Genomic DNA, 16,775 nt, shown 5'->3' on the forward strand with positions numbered 1-16,775 from the left:
GACCGCAGCGCGTTCGCTCATACGCTACAGGGCAATCGGCTTGCGCCCGGCAAACGAATGCGCCAACGTCCCGCCATCCACCAGCTCCAGCTCACCGCCCAACGGCACGCCATGGGCAATGCGCGACGCGATCAGGCCTTTGTTGCTGAGCAGTTGCGCAATGTAGTGCGCGGTGGCTTCGCCTTCGACCGTGGGGTTGGTCGCGAGGATCACTTCGGTGAACGTGCCCGCCTCTTCGATCCGCGCCAGCAACTGCGGAATTCCGATGGCTTCCGGGCCAAGCCCGTCGAGGGGCGACAGATGGCCTTTGAGCACGAAGTAGCGACCGCGGAAACCGGTCTGCTCCACCGCGTACACATCCATCGGCCCTTCCACCACGCAGAGCAAGGTGTCGTCGCGACGGGTATCGGCGCATTGTGGGCACAGGTCATCTTCGGTCAGCGTGCGGCACAGCCGGCAGTGGCCCACCCCTTCCATGGCCTGGCTCAATGCCGAGGCCAGGCGCGAACCACCGCTACGATCACGCTCCAGCAGCTGCAACGCCATGCGCTGGGCAGTTTTCTGACCAACACCTGGCAAAATTCGCAGGGCATCGATCAGTTGGCGAATCAAAGGGCTGAAGCTCATGGGGAAAATTCCGACAAAACAACGAGACGCGGTTTATACCCGCGCCCCTCTTTAGCGTCAAATACTCAGTCTTGCGCGACCCGCACCACCAGTTTGCCGAAGTTGCGCCCTTCCAGCAGACCGATGAACGCCTCGGGCGCATTCTCGAGACCGTCGACCACGTCCTCGCGGAATTTCACCTTGCCATCACGCACCCACGGCGCCATGGCGCTGACGAATTCCGGCTGGCGATCACCGTAGTCGTCAAACACGATGAACCCCTGGATCCGCACCCGCTTGGTCAGCAACGTGCGCTGCAATTGTGGCAGACGATCCGGGCCGGTCGGCGCTTCGTGGGCGTTGTAGGACGCGATCAGCCCGCAGAGCGGAATTCGCGCCTTGGGGTTGAGCAGCGGCAGGACCGCCTCGAAGACTTTGCCACCGACGTTCTCATAATAGATGTCGATGCCGTTGGGACAGGCCAGCGCCAGTTCGTCGGCGAAATTCTCGCCCTTGTGATCGATGCAGGCGTCGAACCCCAGTTCTTCGACGACATAACGGCATTTTTCCGCGCCGCCCGCCACACCGACCACCCGCAGGCCCTTGATCTTCGCCACCTGGCCGACCACCGAGCCCACCGCACCGGACGCTGCGGCGACCACCAGGGTCTCGCCGGACGTGGGCTGGCCGATGTCCATCAGGCCCATATAGGCGGTCATGCCGGGCATGCCGAGCACACCCAGGGCCATCGACGGGCTCGGCAGCCCGGACGGGACCGGAATCACGTTGCGGCCGTCGCTGATGCTGTGGCTCTGCCAGCCGGTAGCGCCGACGACGATATCGCCTTCCTGGAACTTGGGGTTCAGCGAACGCTCGACCCGGCTGACCGCCCCACCGGTCATCACTTCGTCGATTTCTACCGGTGCTGCGTAGGAAGGCGCGTCACTCATGCGTCCGCGCATGTAGGGGTCCAGTGACAGAAACAGGGTCTTGAGCAACACCTGACCATCGGTCAGGTCCGGCAGCGCTTCGCGCTCCAGGCGGAAATTCTCCGGCGTTGGCGCGCCCACTGGACGGGACGCCAGGACGATGCGTTGGTTGAGGGTCAATGCGTCTGGCATGTGAGCGTCTCCTGTGATCGATGAATTTGGCGGTATAGGGAGCAGACCTTTGCGGTGGTGGGGGGTTCGATGTTTTGTCAGGTGTGCCGAGGTGACTGCTTCGCGGGCAAGCCCGCGCCTCAGGGATCACCTGAATCCTGTGGGAGCGAGCTTGCTGACGCTAGATCACCAACCGGCAGAAACAAAAATGCCAGGCGCACTGCCTGGCATTTTTTTTAGCCCATCCAACGCGCTTTAGCGAATCAGAACGGCAGTTTCATGCCCGGCGGCAATTGCATGCCTGCGGTCATGCCGGACATTTTGTCCTGGCTGTTGGCTTCGATCTTGCGCACGGCGTCGTTGACGGCGGCGGCGAACACCGCCTCCAGCATTTCCTTGTCGTCTTCGCTCAGGCCTTCGACCAGGCTCGGGTCGATGGTCACGCGCTTGACGTCATGACGACCGGTCATCACCACGGTGACCATATCGCCACCGGCCTTACCGGTGACTTCGGCGTTGGCCAGTTCTTCCTGCATCTTGGCCATTTTTTCCTGCATCTGCTGCGCCTGCTTCATCAGGCCGGCCATGCCACCTTTCATCATGGTAATCACCTCAACGTACTTGGATAAAAACGGTGTCCGGCCTGTTCGACCGAACGCCTTCAGTTATTAGCCCTGACTGACCAGGGCTTCGACAGGTTCAATAGTATCGTTACGGATGACCGCACCGAACTGCTGCATCATTTGCTGGATGAACGGATCACCGTGAATCGACTCCTCGGCCTCGCGCTGACGATCGGCGCGGCGTCGCGACGCTGCCTGGGCCGGCGTCTCCTGCTCGGGCTTGATCAACTCCATGCTCAGGGTCAGCGTGCGACCGTGAAACTGGTTCAGCGCCTCGTTAAGTCGACGTTGCTGGGTAGCGTTGAACAATGCGCTGTGGGCCGGATCGAGGTGCAGCAACCAATTGTCGCCATCGACGGCGATCAGCGTACAGTTGGCGGCGATGCTGCCGGTCATGCCGGAAATCTGCAGTTTCGGGAACAACTCCAGCCATTGCAGCGCCAGCCCGGTGGCGGGCATCGCCGCGGGTTCCGGCTCGGGCTCCGGCGCCGGTTCGGCGGCATGTTCGCTGGCCAGTTCATCGAGGTAGCTGTACGCCGAATCCATGTCCGGCTCGATGTAGTCCTCGTCCAGCGGCGGCTCGTCGTCGAGGTCGACGCCAGGGGTGGCGGCATCGACTTCGGCCACGGACGGCTCGGGGATCGGCGCAGCCACCCACTCCGGCGCATCCGGCACCACGCTGTCCGGGGTCGGCAGCGGCATCGGTGGCAATTCCGGCTGTTCGCCGGTGGTTTCCAGCACCGGCTCAACGGCAGGCTGTTGGACGATTTCGGGCTCTACCGGGTCATTCCATGGCAGATCGACGACGGCCTCAATCGCGACTGGCTCGGGCGCGGCAACGGGCGCGACGGGTTCAGGCGCGGGCGCAGGAACTGCAGCAACCGCAGGTGCAACTGCCGCAGCGACTACCGGCGCAACACTCGGCGCGGCAGCCACTGAATTTGCGGAATCAACTGTGGCCTGGCTGATCCCCACTGGCTTTAGCGGCTGCCTCGGTGCGTCGTCAGTGTCGGCAGGCCGGAACGCCAGCATCCGCAACAGGACCATTTCAAACCCGCCTCGCGGGTCCGGCGCCAGCGGCAGGTCACGCCGACCGATCAGGCCCATCTGATAATAGAACTGCACGTCTTCGGCGGGCAGGGCCTGAGCCAGCGCCAGCACCCGGTCGCGATCGCCGTGACCGTTGTCGACGCCTTCCGGCAGGGCCTGGGCGATGGCGACACGGTGCAGCACGTTGAGAATTTCCGACAGCACGCCGTTCCAGTCCGGGCCTTGTTCGGCCAGGTGGCGCACGCCTTCCAGCAACGCCTTGGCGTCGCCCTCGATCAGCGCATGCAGAACGTCGTAGACCTGACCGTGATCGAGGGTCCCGAGCATTGCCCGCACGTCGGCCGCCATGACCTTGCCTTCACCAAAGGCGATCGCCTGGTCAGTCAGGCTCATGGCGTCGCGCATCGAACCGTCGGCGGCACGACCGAGCAACCACAGGGCATCGTCTTCGAACGGCACGTTCTCGACACCCAGCACGTGGGTCAAATGCTCGACCACCCGTTCCGGTGTCATGTTCTTCAGGGAGAACTGCAGGCACCGCGAAAGAATCGTTGCGGGAAGTTTCTGCGGGTCGGTGGTCGCCAGGATGAACTTGACGTAGGGCGGCGGCTCTTCGAGGGTTTTCAACAGCGCATTGAAAGAATGGCTGGACAGCATGTGCACTTCGTCGATCAGGTAGACCTTGAAGCGCCCGCGGCTTGGCGCGTATTGCACGTTATCCAGCAGCTCGCGGGTGTCCTCGACCTTGGTCCGGCTCGCGGCGTCAATCTCGATCAGGTCGACGAAGCGCCCTTCATCGATTTCACGGCACACCGAGCACTCGCCGCACGGTGTCGAAGTGATACCTGTTTCACAGTTCAGGCATTTGGCGATGATCCGCGCGATCGTGGTTTTGCCGACCCCGCGCGTGCCGGTGAACAGGTAGGCGTGGTGCAGCCGCTGGCTGTCCAAGGCATTGATCAGAGCCTTGAGCACATGGGTCTGGCCGACCATTTCGCGGAACGAGCGCGGACGCCATTTACGTGCAAGAACCTGATAACTCATCGAAAACCGTCGCAACGAAGGAACAGAAGCGGCTAATGCTAGCGGAGCAAGGCCAAAATTGCATCCGGCGCGCTCGTCTAATCTGGCTAAGATGCACTTTGGGGCTTTTATCGGCTCGGGTTTCCGTCAGTACCGGAGCATTTATGCGGCTGGCCTTGGGGGCACTGCTGGGGTTGAGTTTGAACGTCGCGGCTGGCGAAGCGCCGTTGCGCTTTGTGGTGCCCGACAGCTGGGCGATGCCGATGGTGCAACTGGAGCACAGTCAGCCGACGCAAGGCATTTTGTATGACGTGATGCTGAGCCTCGCCACTCAGCTCGGCATGCCCGCAGAGTTTCACGTGCTGCCCCGGGCGCGGGTGCAGAATGCGATGGAACACGGCGAGGTCGACGTCCGTTGCTACGCCGCGCAGTCGTGGCTGCCGAACCAGTCCGGGGACTATATCTGGAGCATCCCGCTGTGGACGCAGCCCGATGTATTGATCAGCCGAAAGGAGCCCGAGGCCGCCATTGCTCCGACGAGCCTGCCGCGCCAGACCATCGGTACGGTGCTGGGTTACAGCTATCCGACCCTGCAACCGCTGTTCGACTCCGGTCGCCTGCTCCGCGAAGATGCGCGCAACCAGGACCAGGTGCTGGAAAAGCTCATGGCCGGACGTTATCGCTATGCCGTGAGCAATCAATGGACGCTGGACTGGTTCAACCAACGGCTGCTGCCCGAGCGGCAACTGCAAGGCGTCGCGGTGCTACAGGAGCAGCATGTCGGCTGCTACGTGCGCAACGACCCGAACGTACCGGTGCAGCGGGTTCTGCGGACCTTGTTGAGAATGAAAACGTCCGGGGAAATCGATGACATCATTCGGTTGTACGTCGGCAAACCCGACCACCTGTAGACGTCCTCAGGTCGAGTCGCCCGATAACCACTGCGGCGGCGCGACGAAATTCTCGACCCAGCCCGGCACCTCGGCGGCCGGCATTGGTCGGGCGATGAAATAACCCTGGGCGACTTCGCACCCCAGCTGCAACAGCAGTTCACCGTGCTCGATGCTTTCCAGGCCCTCGGCAATCACCTGCCGGCCAAACGCCTTGGCCAGGCCAATCACCGCGGTGGTCAGGGCCAGGTCATCGTGGTCGTGCAGAATGTCGCGGATAAACGACTTGTCGATCTTGATGGTCTGGGTTCGCAAACGTTTGAGATAACTGAACGACGAGTACCCGGTGCCGAAATCGCCCAGTGAAAACTGCACTCCGAGCGCCTGGCAATCCTGCAGGCAGGCGCTGACGTGCTGGATGTTTTCGATGGCCACCGACTCGACGATTTCCAGATCCAGCATCTGCGGTGCGACCCGGGCATGTCGGGCGAGCACCTGCTTGAGTCGATCGACGAAATCCGCCCGCTGGAAATGCCGGGCGGCAATGTTGACGCTGATCGGCCAGCCCTGCCCGGCTTCTTGCCAACGGTCCACCTGCAGCAGTACCTGATCCATCACCCATTCGCCGATGTCGATGATCAGGTCCGTCTCCGCCACCACCGGCAAGAACTCCCGCGCCGGTACCGTGCCGTTTTGCGGATGTTCCCAGCGCAACAGCGCTTCGAAGCCGACGACCACGCCGCGACGCATGTTCACCTTGGGCTGGAAATGCAGGCGTAACTCGCCGGCGGCCAACGCCTGTCGAACCCGCTCGACGGTCTGGTGGGTGGCCTTGACCTCTTGATCGTGAAATACATCGAACAAATGAAAGCGGTTGCGCCCGCTCTGCTTGGCCACGTACATGGCCTGATCGGCATGACGCAGCAAGGTTTCGGCATCTTCGTTGTCGTGCGGGAACAGCGTGACGCCAATGCTGGCGTAAACATTCAGGGCCTTGTCCTGCAGCGAATACGGCGCGGAAATCGCACCCAGCACGCGGTTCAGCGCGGCGCGCAACTCCGGCACATCGCGTACATAACGCAACACCAGCACGAATTCATCTCCCGCCAGCCGCGCCACCACATCTTCCCCGCGAACGATCTCGCGCAAGCGCCTGGCGACTTCCACCAGCAACAGATCACCACTGGCATGCCCGTAGCCGTCGTTGACCGCCTTGAAGCCGTCGAGGTCGAGCATGCACACCGCCAGTGGAATGTTTTCCTGACGGGAGAAGGCCAATGCCTGATCCAGCAAATCCGAGAGAAACGCACGATTGGGTAGCCCGGTCAGCACATCATGGCCGACCCGCCATTGCAGGGAGTGCAGCAGCTGGCGTTTTTCGCTGATGTCGAAACGAATCGACAGGTAACGGTGAATCCGCCCGGTGGCCTCATCTACCACCGGCACCAAGGTGCTTTCGACCCAGTACAGGCTGCCGTTCTTGGCGCGATTACAGATCTCGCCTTTCCAGACATTGCCCAGCGCGATGGTGCGCCACATGCCGGCGAAAAAATCCGCGGAGTGCAGGCCAGAGTTGAGCAAGCGATGGTTCTGCCCGAGCAGTTCGTCGCGGCTGTAACCGGACACGGCACAGAACTGATCATTGACGTAGGTGATCCGGCCGCTCAGATCGGTTTCGGAAAATATTGCGGCGGCATCCACGGCCCTGCGGTATTTCTCATCCATGAGTCAGGCTCGTTGTCGCTAGCGGTGATGCCGCTCGACCAGCGCACAATGCCCGGAAGAGATGTGTTGAATCGTACTGCGCAACGCCACGTGATCACTCCCTGTACGGCGATTGATGGCCCATTGGCAGCCGAAGATCCATTAGGCTCAAAAACCCTGATGCAGGGCCGCGACAGCCATTTCGGTATTTTTTGCAGGGTTTCAAGTCAACCTGGCCTTCCGCTCACCTGTGAAGGAGCGTGTCAGTGACGCTCCTCTATCGGCTGAACTTCAGAGAACCGGTCACCCCATATCCACTTTGGAGCGGCGATTCTACGAAACGCATCACATTTTGCAAAGCAAGGTGATGAATCACGCGGTTGCCTAATGCAAAAATCTATCGTTAAGTTCTTGATTCTAAATGGGAATTGAGCGATGCAAATTTCAAGTTTGGGTCCAGCCATTCGGCGTCACCGCAAGGTCGCAGGGCTTACTCAGGCTGAACTTGGCGAAAAAACCGGTTTTGACCCCAAAACCATCAGCCGCTTCGAAACCGGAACCTACACCCCCAGCGTGGAAGCACTGTTCCTGCTTGCCAATGTGCTGGGGGTAAAGCTGAAAGCCTTTTTCGCCGAGCCGGGCGATGAAGATGAACAGCGGGCGTACCTGTTCGCAGTTATCCATAAAGCCACCCCGAAGGATCTGGGAAAGCTGATTGCAGCGGTTGACCAGGCCTTGTCCAAGCCTTAGTGGCAGAAACGAAAAAAGGAGGCCGACCTGTCGTGATTCGACGGGTCGGTCTCCTTTTTTTTGCCTCGGTCGCGGTCCCAAAATCCCTGTAGGAGCGAGCATGCTCGCGAAGATCGAAAACGATAACGCTGGGCGCCTGACACCCCACAGTGTTCTTGAGTCCATCGCGAGCGTGCTCGCTCCTACAGGTTTTGCGTGGCAGGTGACTTCGTGGGCATCGCATTTAAAATGCGGACGACGAAAATCCGCCTTGGACGATATCCATGGCAGAACAACAAGACGTTTTTTTGATTGATGACGCGAGAGAAGGCTCGCGGGGCGTTATGGAGGCAACCCCACCAGCCACACCCCGGCACACAATGTTCCCGCTGTGGCTGCTTCCTTCCGGATCTGACCAGGTTCACGGGTAATCGTTGCGGGGGGACCGATGGGATCACCATAACGACGCTCACCTGACGGCGAGCCGCGCCATTGTACCTGTCTGAGACGAAGTTACAACCGTTCGGTTGGATAAAAAACATGAGATCGTTCAAGGACATGCAAAGTCTGTGGGTCACCCTGGCCAACGGCCACCGCTACAGGTCCTGCAACACTTCATCTGCCCTGCCGCCCTCTTGCTGGATCACCAGGTGGATGAAGTGCAGCTTGGCGATCACCGCGGGCGGCAGGACGAACGGGTAGAAATCCGGCTGGCCCATGCTGCGGGACAGTTCGTTGAGCATGCCGGCCAGTTCGATCCACGCATTGACGAAAGACAGGAACGCCGTGCCGCCGGGATGCTGCGGATCGTAGAGGGTGCTGGGCGGAAACGGCTGGTAGTCGAAATCCATCTCCCGCGCGCTCATGCCGAAACCGAGGGCGGTGTCGACCGCGTCCATCATGTGCAGGTAGTGCGCCCAGGTTTCCGCCCAGTCTTCCCACGGATGCATCGTCGCGTAGGCGCTGACGAAATGCTCCTGCCAGTCGAGCGGCGCGCCTTGCTGGTAATGCCGCTCAAGCGCATCGGCGTAGCTCGCACGCTCGTCGCCGAACAGGCCGCGAAACGGCTCCAGCCACTGGCTGTTGGCGATCAGCCGGTCCCAATAATAGTGGCCCACCTCGTGACGAAAATGCCCGAGCAACGTGCGATACGGTTCGTGCATCTGCACCCGGACCTGCTCGCGGTGGGCGTCGTCGGCTTCCTTGATATCGAGGGTGATCAGGCCTTTGGCGTGGCCGGTGGTGGGCGCTTTGCCTTCGAGGTCGACGCCGATGAAATCGAACGCCAGCCCGGTTTCTTCGTCCACGGATTTGGCGATAACCGGTAAACCCAGGCTGATCAATTGCGCGATCAACCGTCGCTTGGCGGTCTCGACTTTACGCCAGCGTTCGTGGTTTTCCGGGATCGACAGATCGGGAATGGTGCGATTCAGACTGCAGGCGAGGCACAACGCGTCGTGATCGTTGGCCGGCAATAGCCAGTTGCACGCGGCGGCGGCGTCGAGGTTGGCGCAACGGCGGAACACGCCCGCCTCGGGGTCGGCATCAAGCAGCCAGGTGTCAGCCTCCATGCCGGGTTGCAGCGACGACAAACGACTCTGCTCCGGTTGATAGCCCAGCGCCGCGGAACAGGCCAGGCATTGACTGTTACGGAAGAACAGCGACTGCCCGCAGCGGCAATGCCAGACCTTGCTGTTGCGCGAACGCTCGCCGATGAAGGGCGCGGCGATGCGGGAACTGAGCTGTTCGAAGAAGCGGTGCATGGCGATCTCTCCCTGGGCTTGCCAAGACTAGATCACGTCGGGGTGTCGATCGTTCCCGTTTTTTGCGCAGTGGCGAATATCGCCTTCGCGAGCAAGCTCGCTCCTACAGGGCGCCGCGCTCCCAATGTGGGAGCGAGCCTGCCCGCGAATGGCATTACACGGAAATACCGTGCTGACTCAGAAACGCGACAAACGCCTCTTCATCCAGCACTTTCAACCCCAACTCATTGGCCTTGGCCAACTTTGAGCCCGCCCCCGGCCCGGCCACCACGCAATGGGTCTTGGCCGACACCGACCCGGCCACCTTGGCGCCGAGGCTTTCCAGTTTGTCCTTGGCGACGTCGCGACTCATCAACTCCAGCGAACCGGTCAACACCCAGGTCTGCCCCGCCAGCGGCAGGCCTTCGACGACTTTTTTCTCGCTCTGCCAATGCATGCCGAAATCGCGCAGTTGTCGCTCGGCGGCTTCGGCGATCTGACGGTTCTCGGCCACGGCGAAGAACTCGCGAACCGAGTTGGCCTGCTTCTCCGGCAGTGCCTGGCGCATGTCCAGCCAATCCGCATTGAATACGCCTTCCAGCGAGCCGAACCTGTCCGCCAGTTTCTGCGCACCGCCCGGCCCGACCGACGGAATATGCAACTTGTCGAGGAAGCCGCCAAGGGTGGTGCTCGCGGCAAACTCGGCGCCCAGCTCGCCCTGATCCTGAATCTGCAGGCCGTGCTTGAGCAGATCCGCGATCACCTGCTGGTTGTGCGCATCCTCAAAGAAGCTATGAATCTCGTGCGCCACTTCCAGACCGACGTCCGGCAGGTACGTGAGCACCTGCGGCAATGCTTGTTGAACCCGCTCCAGCGAACCGAGTGAACGCGCCAGGACCTTGGCCGTTTCCTCGCCGACATCGGGAATGCCGAGGGCATAGATGAAGCGCGCCAGACTCGGCTTTTTGCTGTCTTCGATGGCGCTGAGCAACTTCTTGCTCGACAGTTCGGCAAACCCTTCCAGATCGACAATGTCGTCGAATTTCAGCGCGTACAGATCGGCGGGCGAACTCACCAGGCCTTCATCGACCAGTTGCTCGACGCTTTTGTCGCCCAGGCCTTCGATGTCCATGGCCCGGCGCGAAACAAAATGAATGATCGCCTGCTTGAGCTGCGCACCACAGGCCAGACGCCCTACGCAACGATACACCGCGCCTTCGCTGACGGTCTCGCGCCCCTTGCTGCGCTTGACCAGTTGCGTGCGCTCAACGTGGGAACCGCACACCGGACACTTTTCCGGGATCTGCACCGCTCGGGCGTTTTGCGGACGACGCTCGGTGACCACTTGCACCACTTGCGGAATCACGTCGCCGGCGCGGCGGATGATCACCGTGTCGCCGATCATCAGGCCCAGACGCGCGACTTCATCCATGTTGTGCAGCGTCGCATTGGCCACGGTGACGCCGGCGACCTTGACCGGTTTCAAACGCGCCACCGGCGTCACGGCGCCGGTGCGACCGACCTGGAATTCCACGTCGAGCAATTCGGTGAGTTCTTCCATCGCCGGGAATTTGTGGGCAATCGCCCAGCGCGGTTCGCGCGCGCGGAAACCCAGTTCACGCTGGGAAGCGATGCTGTTGACCTTGAACACCACGCCGTCGATTTCGTAGGCCAGCCCGTTGCGGCGCTCACCGATGTCGCGGTAGTAATCCAGGCACTCATCGATGCCGTGCGCCAGTTTCAGTTCGCGACTGATTGGCAAGCCCCAGGCCTGCAGTTGTTTCAGATTGCCGACGTGGGTGTCGGCAATGTCGGCCGAAATCTGGCCGATGCCGTAGCAGCAGAATTCCAGTGGACGGTTGGCGGTGATCTTCGAATCCAGCTGTCGCAGGCTGCCCGCCGCTGCGTTGCGCGGGTTGGCGAACGTCTTGCCGCCGACTTCCAGCTGTGTGGCGTTGAGCCGTTCGAAACCGGCCTTGGACATGAACACTTCGCCGCGCACTTCCAGGGTCGCTGGCCAGCCGCTGCCTTGCAGCTTCAGCGGGATGTTGCGCACGGTGCGCACGTTGACGCTGATGTCTTCGCCCGTAGTGCCGTCTCCGCGGGTCGCGCCGCGCACCAGCACACCGTCCTGATACAGCAGGCTGACAGCCAGGCCATCGAGCTTCGGCTCACAGCTGTACTCGACCGCCGCGCCACCACCCAACAGATCGCCGGCCGGCAGGTCGAGGCCCTCGGTCACCCGCCGATCGAACTCACGCATGTCGGCTTCTTCGAAGGCGTTGCCGAGGCTGAGCATCGGCACTTCGTGGCGCACCTGGGTGAACGCCGACAGCGCCGCGCTGCCGACGCGCTGGGTCGGCGAGTCGCTGGTGATGAGGTCGGGGTTGGCCGCTTCAAGGGCTTTGAGCTCGTGGAACAGCCGGTCATATTCGGCGTCCGGAATGCTCGGCTCGTCCAGCACGTGGTAGCGATAGTTGTGCTGATCCAGCTCAGCACGCAGCTCTAGAATGCGGGTTTTGGCGGCGGTCATGGGTGTTCTCTCATAAAGCAAAAGAGCAGCCGAGGCTGCTCAATGTTGATGCGGCGTAGATTCATTGTAGGAGCCCGGCTTGCCGGCGATGGCGATCTCAAGTGCGCCATCGTCGGCAGGCCGGCTCCTACAGGGGTGCGGGGTTATCAAGGCGCCCCGCACGTTGCCAATATCAGCGTTTCTGGGTCAGCGCGCGACGCTCGAATTCAACGATGCGCTGGCGGTAGTGCTCGATCGTCTGGGCGGTCAATACGCTGCGTTGGTCGTCCTTCAGTTCGCCATTCAGCTCCTGGGACAGTTTGCGCGCCGCCGCCACCATCACGTCGAACGCCTGCTTCGGATGACGCGGGCCCGGCAGGCCGAGGAAGAAGCTCACGGCCGGCGTGCTGAAGTGATCGATATCGTCCAGGTCGAAGATGCCCGGCTTGACCGCATTGGCCATGGAGAACAGGACTTCGCCGTTACCGGCCATGCTTTCGTGACGGTGGAAAATGTCCATCTCACCGAAACGCAGGCCGCTTTCCAGAATGTTCTGCAGCAGCGCCGGGCCCTTGAAGCCGGCAGCGTCGCGGCAGATCACGCTGATCACCAGCACTTCTTCGGCTTGCGGTTGTTCCTTTTCGCTGACCGAAGGCGAGGCCTTGCTGTCATCCGGGAAGTCGTCGTCACGGCTGCTGAAGTTCGGGCCGCCGTCCAGGTCGAGGCTGAGGTTCATGTCGCCCTGGGACGGTTCGCTATGGCCACGCTTGCCGCGCTTGGAACCCGATTCACGGGGCTCACGGGCCGGCATGCTCACCGACGGCAGATCGTGCTCGTCCAGTTGCGGTTCTTTATGGGTATCCAGGACGCGGGGCGGGCCCAACAGCTCGGCGCTGGTGTCCTCGTCTGGCAGATTGGACAGACTTCGATCAAGACGGAACTTCAGTTTTCCCTTGCCGCCGCGCATACGGCGCCAGCCATCGAAAAGAATACCGGCAATGACAATAATGCCGATGACGATCAGCCACTCGCGCAGACCGATTTCCATGTAATCCCGTGCCTCTATAAAAAATGCTGAAAAATAAGGGGTTTACAACTCGTAAACCGCTTTAAAACGTGGCGCCAACTCTATGTTCTGACAGGCGTTTTGCCCACGTATACGAAAAATTGACATTAAACTAGCACGACCAAAGGCAACTTTACACCGTCTGTCACAATGGCTTGCGCGAATATGTCGATTGGCCAGCAAGTAAGAAAGGTCAGAAAAGCCTGACAGACCGAAAATACCCGTCCTACAAGCGCTGACTCAGGCATCCACCATCGCCATCGCCTCCTCGACATCCACTGCCACCAGACGCGAGCAACCCGGTTCGTGCATCGTCACCCCCATCAATTGATCGGCCATCTCCATGGCGATCTTGTTGTGGGTGATATAGATGAACTGCACCGTCTGCGACATCTCTTTTACCAATCGTGCGTAACGTCCAACGTTAGCGTCATCCAGTGGCGCGTCAACTTCATCGAGCATGCAGAACGGCGCCGGATTCAACTTGAAGATCGCAAAAACCAGGGCCAGAGCGGTCAGGGCTTTTTCGCCACCGGAGAGCAAATGGATGGTGCTGTTCTTCTTTCCGGGCGGCTGCGCCATGATCGTCACCCCTGTATCGAGTAGATCTTCGCCCGTCAGTTCCAAATAGGCGCGGCCTCCACCGAAAACTTTTGGGAAAAGTGCCTGTAAACCGCCATTGATCTGATCAAAGGTATCTTTGAAACGGTTGCGGGTTTCCTTGTCGATCTTGCGAATTACGTTTTCGAGGGTGTCCAGCGCTTCCACCAGGTCGTCGTTCTGCGCATCCAGATAACGTTTACGCTCGGATTGTTGCTGGTATTCGTCGATGGCCGCGAGGTTGATCGCGCCGAGGCGCTGGATGCGCGCGGCAATGCGTTCCAGTTCTTCCTCGGCGTCCTTCTCGCTAACCTCCGCCACCAGGGTGGCGAGCACGCCGTGCAGGTCGTAACCGTCTTCGAGCAACTGATCTTCAAGAGCCTTGCGGCGCACGGTCAGGGCTTGCCATTCCATGCGCTGGGTTTCCATCTGGCCACGAATCAGCTGCGACTGCTGCTCGGCCTGGGTACGGCGCTTCTCGGCGTCACGCAGTTCACGGTCGGCGTCTTCGAGGGCGATCTGCGCGGTCTTGAGTTCTTCGTCGACGGTCATGCGCTTGTCGAGCAACTCTTCGAGTTTCATCCGCAACTCTTCCAGCGGCGCCTCGCCCTCCTCCAGATTGAGGCTCAGCTGTTCGCGCTTTTCGGTCAGGCGCTCGGACTGCATTTCCAGGCGTTCAAGGGCCTGGCGCGTCGAGTCGTGTTGCGCCTTGAGCGAGCCCAGGCGCACCGCCAGTTGATGCGCGTGATCCTTGTGTTGCCGCGCTTCCTGACGCACCCGGTCAAGGCGCTCGCGCAGGCTGTCGCGCTGGGCCAGCAGCAACTCGCGCTGCTCGGTATCCAGCGCCATGGCATCCAGCGCGTCCTGCAATTGCAGGCGCGCTTCGCCGATGTTTTCGTGCTCCAGCGCGCGCTGCTCGGCCAGCTCGGTGAGTTCTTCATCGAGCCGCGCACGGCGCAACATCAACTGCTCGACCTTGGCCTTGCCCGCGGACAATTGAGCTTTCAATTCACCTTGCTGACGGGCTTCGTCCTGCAGCAAACGGCGCAGATGTTCGCGGCCGTTCTCCTGCTGACGCTGCTGTGCCCGCAGGTTTTGCAACTGGGTTTCCAGGGTTTCGACCGTGGCCTCACGCTCTTCACGTTCGATGGTCAGTTGCTGGATTTCCTGACCGCGCGCCAGCACGCCACTTTCCGCCTCGCTGGCCCGGCGCACTCGCAAAAAGTGTCGACCGACCCAATAGCCGTCGCGGCTGATCAGGCTCTGGCCGGCACTCAACTGACTGCGCAGGGCCAACGCCTGTTCGAGGCTTTCGACCGGTTTGACTTGCCCAAGCCATGGCGACAAATCGATCTGCGCCTCGACCTTGTCGAGCAAGCTGCCCGGCACGCGCACGCCGTCGCTGGCGGGGCTGAGTAAACGCAAATCACCCTGGGCAAAACCGGCCAGATCGAAATCACCAAAGTCATCCACCAGCACCGCTTGCAGGTCAGCGCCGAGCACGGTCTCCACCGCCAGCTCCCAACCGGCTTCAACTTTCAGGCCTTCGGCGAGTCGCGGGCGATCCGCCAGGTGCTGCTCGCGCAGCCATTGCGCGGTGCCGGTGCCCGGATCCAGGGCGGCTTGCTGCAAGGCTTCAAGGGAAGCGAGCCGGCCGTTGAGGCGCTGCAGATCACCCTGGGCCTGTTGCTGTGCCGACAGCGCTTGCTGCAATTCCTGACGTAATTGTTCAAGGCGTTCGACCTGCGCTTCCTCGCTGGCCTGCAAGTCTTCCAGCGTCGCCTCACTCGCCGCGAGTTGCTCGCTGAGTTCCATGATCGCAGCGTCCTCCGGGTCCGCCGAGAGCAACGCGCGCTCTTCGCCGAGGCGCTTCTGCCGCTCGGCCAGGCGCTCCATGCTGGTTTCCAGCTGCTGGATGCGCGACTGCTGAACCTCGGATTGCCGACGCGGTTCGGCGGCGGTCAGGTTGAACGTGTCCCACTGCTCCTGCCAGCCGTGCATGGTGGTTTCGGATTCCTCCAGGGCGGCGGCGGCTTCTTCGGCGGCGGCGCTGGTGACTTCCTGCTCCGGGGTGAGCATGGCCAGCTCTTCGCCGAGGGTCAGCAGCAACGTGCGGTCGTGGCCCAGGTGCGACTCGGTTTCCAGGCGCGCGCGCTCGGCTTCCTTCAGATCGTCCTGCAACTGACGCAAACGCTGCTGGCCGTGCTGGATGCTCTGCTCGACCCGGGCGATGTCGCCGCCGACCGAATAGAAACGCCCCTGCACCAGATTGAAGCGTTCGGACAGGTCATGGTGCCCGTCGCGAAAGCGTTCGATAGCCGCGTCGGCATTGCGCTGCTCGGCCACCAACGCTTCGAACGTGACTTCCTGGGTGCCGATGATCGCTTCACGCTGCCCGACCTGTTCGTTCAGCGCCTGCCAGCGCAAGGCCGACAGTTGGGCCTTGAGCTGACGCTCCTCGCCCTTGTATTCCTGGTACTTTTTGGCGGCCTCGGCCTGACGGTGCAGGCGTTCGAGCTGCCGCTCAAGCTCCTCGCGCAGGTCGGTCAGGCGCTCGAGGTTTTCGTGGGTGCGACGAATGCGGTTTTCAGTCTCGCGCCGGCGCTCCTTGTATTTGGAGATCCCCGCCGCTTCTTCAATGAAGTTACGCAGGTCTTCAGGCTTGGACTCGATCAGCTTGGAGATCATCCCCTGCTCGATGATCGAGTAGCTGCGCGGTCCAAGGCCGGTGCCGAGGAAGATGTCGGTGATGTCGCGACGGCGGCATTTGGTGCCGTTGAGGTAGTAAGTGGTCTGGCTGTCGCGGGTCACTTTGCGGCGAATGGAGATTTCCGCGTAGGCGGCGTATTCGCCGAGCAGGGTGCCGTCGGAGTTGTCGAACACCAGCTCGATGCTCGCCTGGCTCACCGGTTTACGGCTGGTCGAGCCGTTGAAGATGACGTCGGTCATCGACTCGCCGCGCAGGTTCTTGGCCGAGCTCTCGCCCATTACCCAGCGCACGGCGTCGATGATGTTTGATTTGCCGCAACCATTGGGCCCGACCACCGCCGCCATGTTACTGGGGAAGTTCACCGTGGTCGGGTCGACGAAGGATTTGAACCCCGCCAGCTTGATGCACTTGAGCCGCACG

11 protein-coding genes and 1 other RNA gene are annotated in these 16,775 nt (G+C 61.4%); 2 read left to right on the forward strand and 10 right to left on the reverse strand.

The window, feature by feature from the left end; all coding sequences use genetic code 11:
* Positions 1-24: 24 nt before the first annotated feature.
* The 4 genes from recR to dnaX all read right to left on the reverse strand — a co-directional run bounded on the left by recR (position 25) and on the right by dnaX (position 4,423).
* Positions 25-627, reverse strand: a complete 603-nt coding sequence (recR, locus tag NTD84_RS22440; RefSeq protein WP_214381918.1) for a recombination mediator RecR — start codon at positions 625-627, stop codon at positions 25-27.
* Between the two features lie 65 nt (positions 628-692).
* Positions 693-1,727, reverse strand: coding sequence for an NADP-dependent oxidoreductase (locus NTD84_RS22445; RefSeq protein WP_262170103.1), 1,035 nt, complete (start codon positions 1,725-1,727; stop codon positions 693-695).
* Positions 1,728-1,969: 242 nt separating this feature from the next.
* Positions 1,970-2,308 carry a YbaB/EbfC family nucleoid-associated protein gene (locus NTD84_RS22450; RefSeq protein ID WP_008028561.1) on the reverse strand — a complete coding sequence of 113 codons (339 nt, stop codon included), beginning with the start codon at positions 2,306-2,308 and terminating at the stop codon, positions 1,970-1,972.
* A gap of 66 nt (positions 2,309-2,374) precedes the next feature.
* A complete protein-coding gene (gene dnaX / locus NTD84_RS22455) occupies positions 2,375-4,423 on the reverse strand; it encodes a DNA polymerase III subunit gamma/tau (protein WP_262170105.1) in 2,049 nt (682 codons plus the stop codon).
* A 143-nt stretch (positions 4,424-4,566) separates the two neighbouring features.
* Here dnaX and NTD84_RS22460 point away from each other — a divergent pair, with 143 nt between their 5' ends.
* Positions 4,567-5,313 carry a substrate-binding periplasmic protein gene (locus NTD84_RS22460; protein WP_262170107.1) on the forward strand — a complete coding sequence of 249 codons (747 nt, stop codon included), beginning with the start codon at positions 4,567-4,569 and terminating at the stop codon, positions 5,311-5,313.
* A 6-nt stretch (positions 5,314-5,319) separates the two neighbouring features.
* Here the strand turns inward: NTD84_RS22460 and NTD84_RS22465 are convergent, their stop codons facing one another.
* Positions 5,320-7,017 (reverse strand): putative bifunctional diguanylate cyclase/phosphodiesterase, encoded by a 1,698-nt coding sequence (locus NTD84_RS22465; protein ID WP_262170109.1) that lies wholly within the window; start codon positions 7,015-7,017, stop codon positions 5,320-5,322.
* 414 nt (positions 7,018-7,431) lie between these two features.
* On the opposite strand from NTD84_RS22465, the gene NTD84_RS22470 reads away from it, so the two are divergent.
* Positions 7,432-7,746 carry a helix-turn-helix domain-containing protein gene (locus NTD84_RS22470; RefSeq protein WP_262170111.1) on the forward strand — a complete coding sequence of 105 codons (315 nt, stop codon included), beginning with the start codon at positions 7,432-7,434 and terminating at the stop codon, positions 7,744-7,746.
* A 333-nt stretch (positions 7,747-8,079) separates the two neighbouring features.
* Here the strand turns inward: NTD84_RS22470 and ffs are convergent.
* From ffs to smc, 5 genes are all read right to left on the reverse strand, one after another.
* Positions 8,080-8,176, reverse strand: an RNA gene (gene ffs, locus NTD84_RS22475) — signal recognition particle sRNA small type.
* 145 nt (positions 8,177-8,321) lie between these two features.
* Complete coding sequence (locus NTD84_RS22480; RefSeq protein WP_262170113.1) at positions 8,322-9,488, reverse strand: putative zinc-binding metallopeptidase; 1,167 nt, start codon at positions 9,486-9,488, stop codon at positions 8,322-8,324.
* Positions 9,489-9,642: 154 nt separating this feature from the next.
* Positions 9,643-12,000: an NAD-dependent DNA ligase LigA gene (ligA, locus tag NTD84_RS22485; protein ID WP_262170115.1), complete on the reverse strand. Its 2,358-nt coding sequence runs from the start codon at positions 11,998-12,000 to the stop codon at positions 9,643-9,645.
* A 172-nt stretch (positions 12,001-12,172) separates the two neighbouring features.
* On the reverse strand, positions 12,173-13,027 hold the full coding sequence (gene zipA / locus NTD84_RS22490; protein ID WP_262170117.1) for a cell division protein ZipA: 855 nt from the start codon (positions 13,025-13,027) through the stop codon (positions 12,173-12,175).
* A 258-nt stretch (positions 13,028-13,285) separates the two neighbouring features.
* Positions 13,286-16,774 (reverse strand): chromosome segregation protein SMC, encoded by a 3,489-nt coding sequence (gene smc, locus NTD84_RS22495; RefSeq protein ID WP_262170119.1) that lies wholly within the window; start codon positions 16,772-16,774, stop codon positions 13,286-13,288.
* Position 16,775 lies beyond the last annotated feature (1 nt).

Source organism: Pseudomonas sp. 14P_8.1_Bac3 (genome assembly GCF_025466085.1).
Classification (GTDB): domain Bacteria; phylum Pseudomonadota; class Gammaproteobacteria; order Pseudomonadales; family Pseudomonadaceae; genus Aquipseudomonas.

Coding starts and splice junctions, on each gene's coding strand:
- NTD84_RS22470 (WP_262170111.1), top strand. CDS start 7,432: ATGCAAATTTCAAGTTTGGGTCCAGCCATTCGGCGTCACCGCAAGGTC.
- NTD84_RS22480 (WP_262170113.1), bottom strand. CDS start 9,488: ATGCACCGCTTCTTCGAACAGCTCAGTTCCCGCATCGCCGCGCCCTTC.
- dnaX (WP_262170105.1), bottom strand. CDS start 4,423: ATGAGTTATCAGGTTCTTGCACGTAAATGGCGTCCGCGCTCGTTCCGC.
- NTD84_RS22450 (WP_008028561.1), bottom strand. CDS start 2,308: ATGATGAAAGGTGGCATGGCCGGCCTGATGAAGCAGGCGCAGCAGATG.
- NTD84_RS22460 (WP_262170107.1), top strand. CDS start 4,567: ATGCGGCTGGCCTTGGGGGCACTGCTGGGGTTGAGTTTGAACGTCGCG.
- NTD84_RS22445 (WP_262170103.1), bottom strand. CDS start 1,727: ATGCCAGACGCATTGACCCTCAACCAACGCATCGTCCTGGCGTCCCGT.
- zipA (WP_262170117.1), bottom strand. CDS start 13,027: ATGGAAATCGGTCTGCGCGAGTGGCTGATCGTCATCGGCATTATTGTC.
- recR (WP_214381918.1), bottom strand. CDS start 627: ATGAGCTTCAGCCCTTTGATTCGCCAACTGATCGATGCCCTGCGAATT.
- NTD84_RS22465 (WP_262170109.1), bottom strand. CDS start 7,017: ATGGATGAGAAATACCGCAGGGCCGTGGATGCCGCCGCAATATTTTCC.
- ligA (WP_262170115.1), bottom strand. CDS start 12,000: ATGACCGCCGCCAAAACCCGCATTCTAGAGCTGCGTGCTGAGCTGGAT.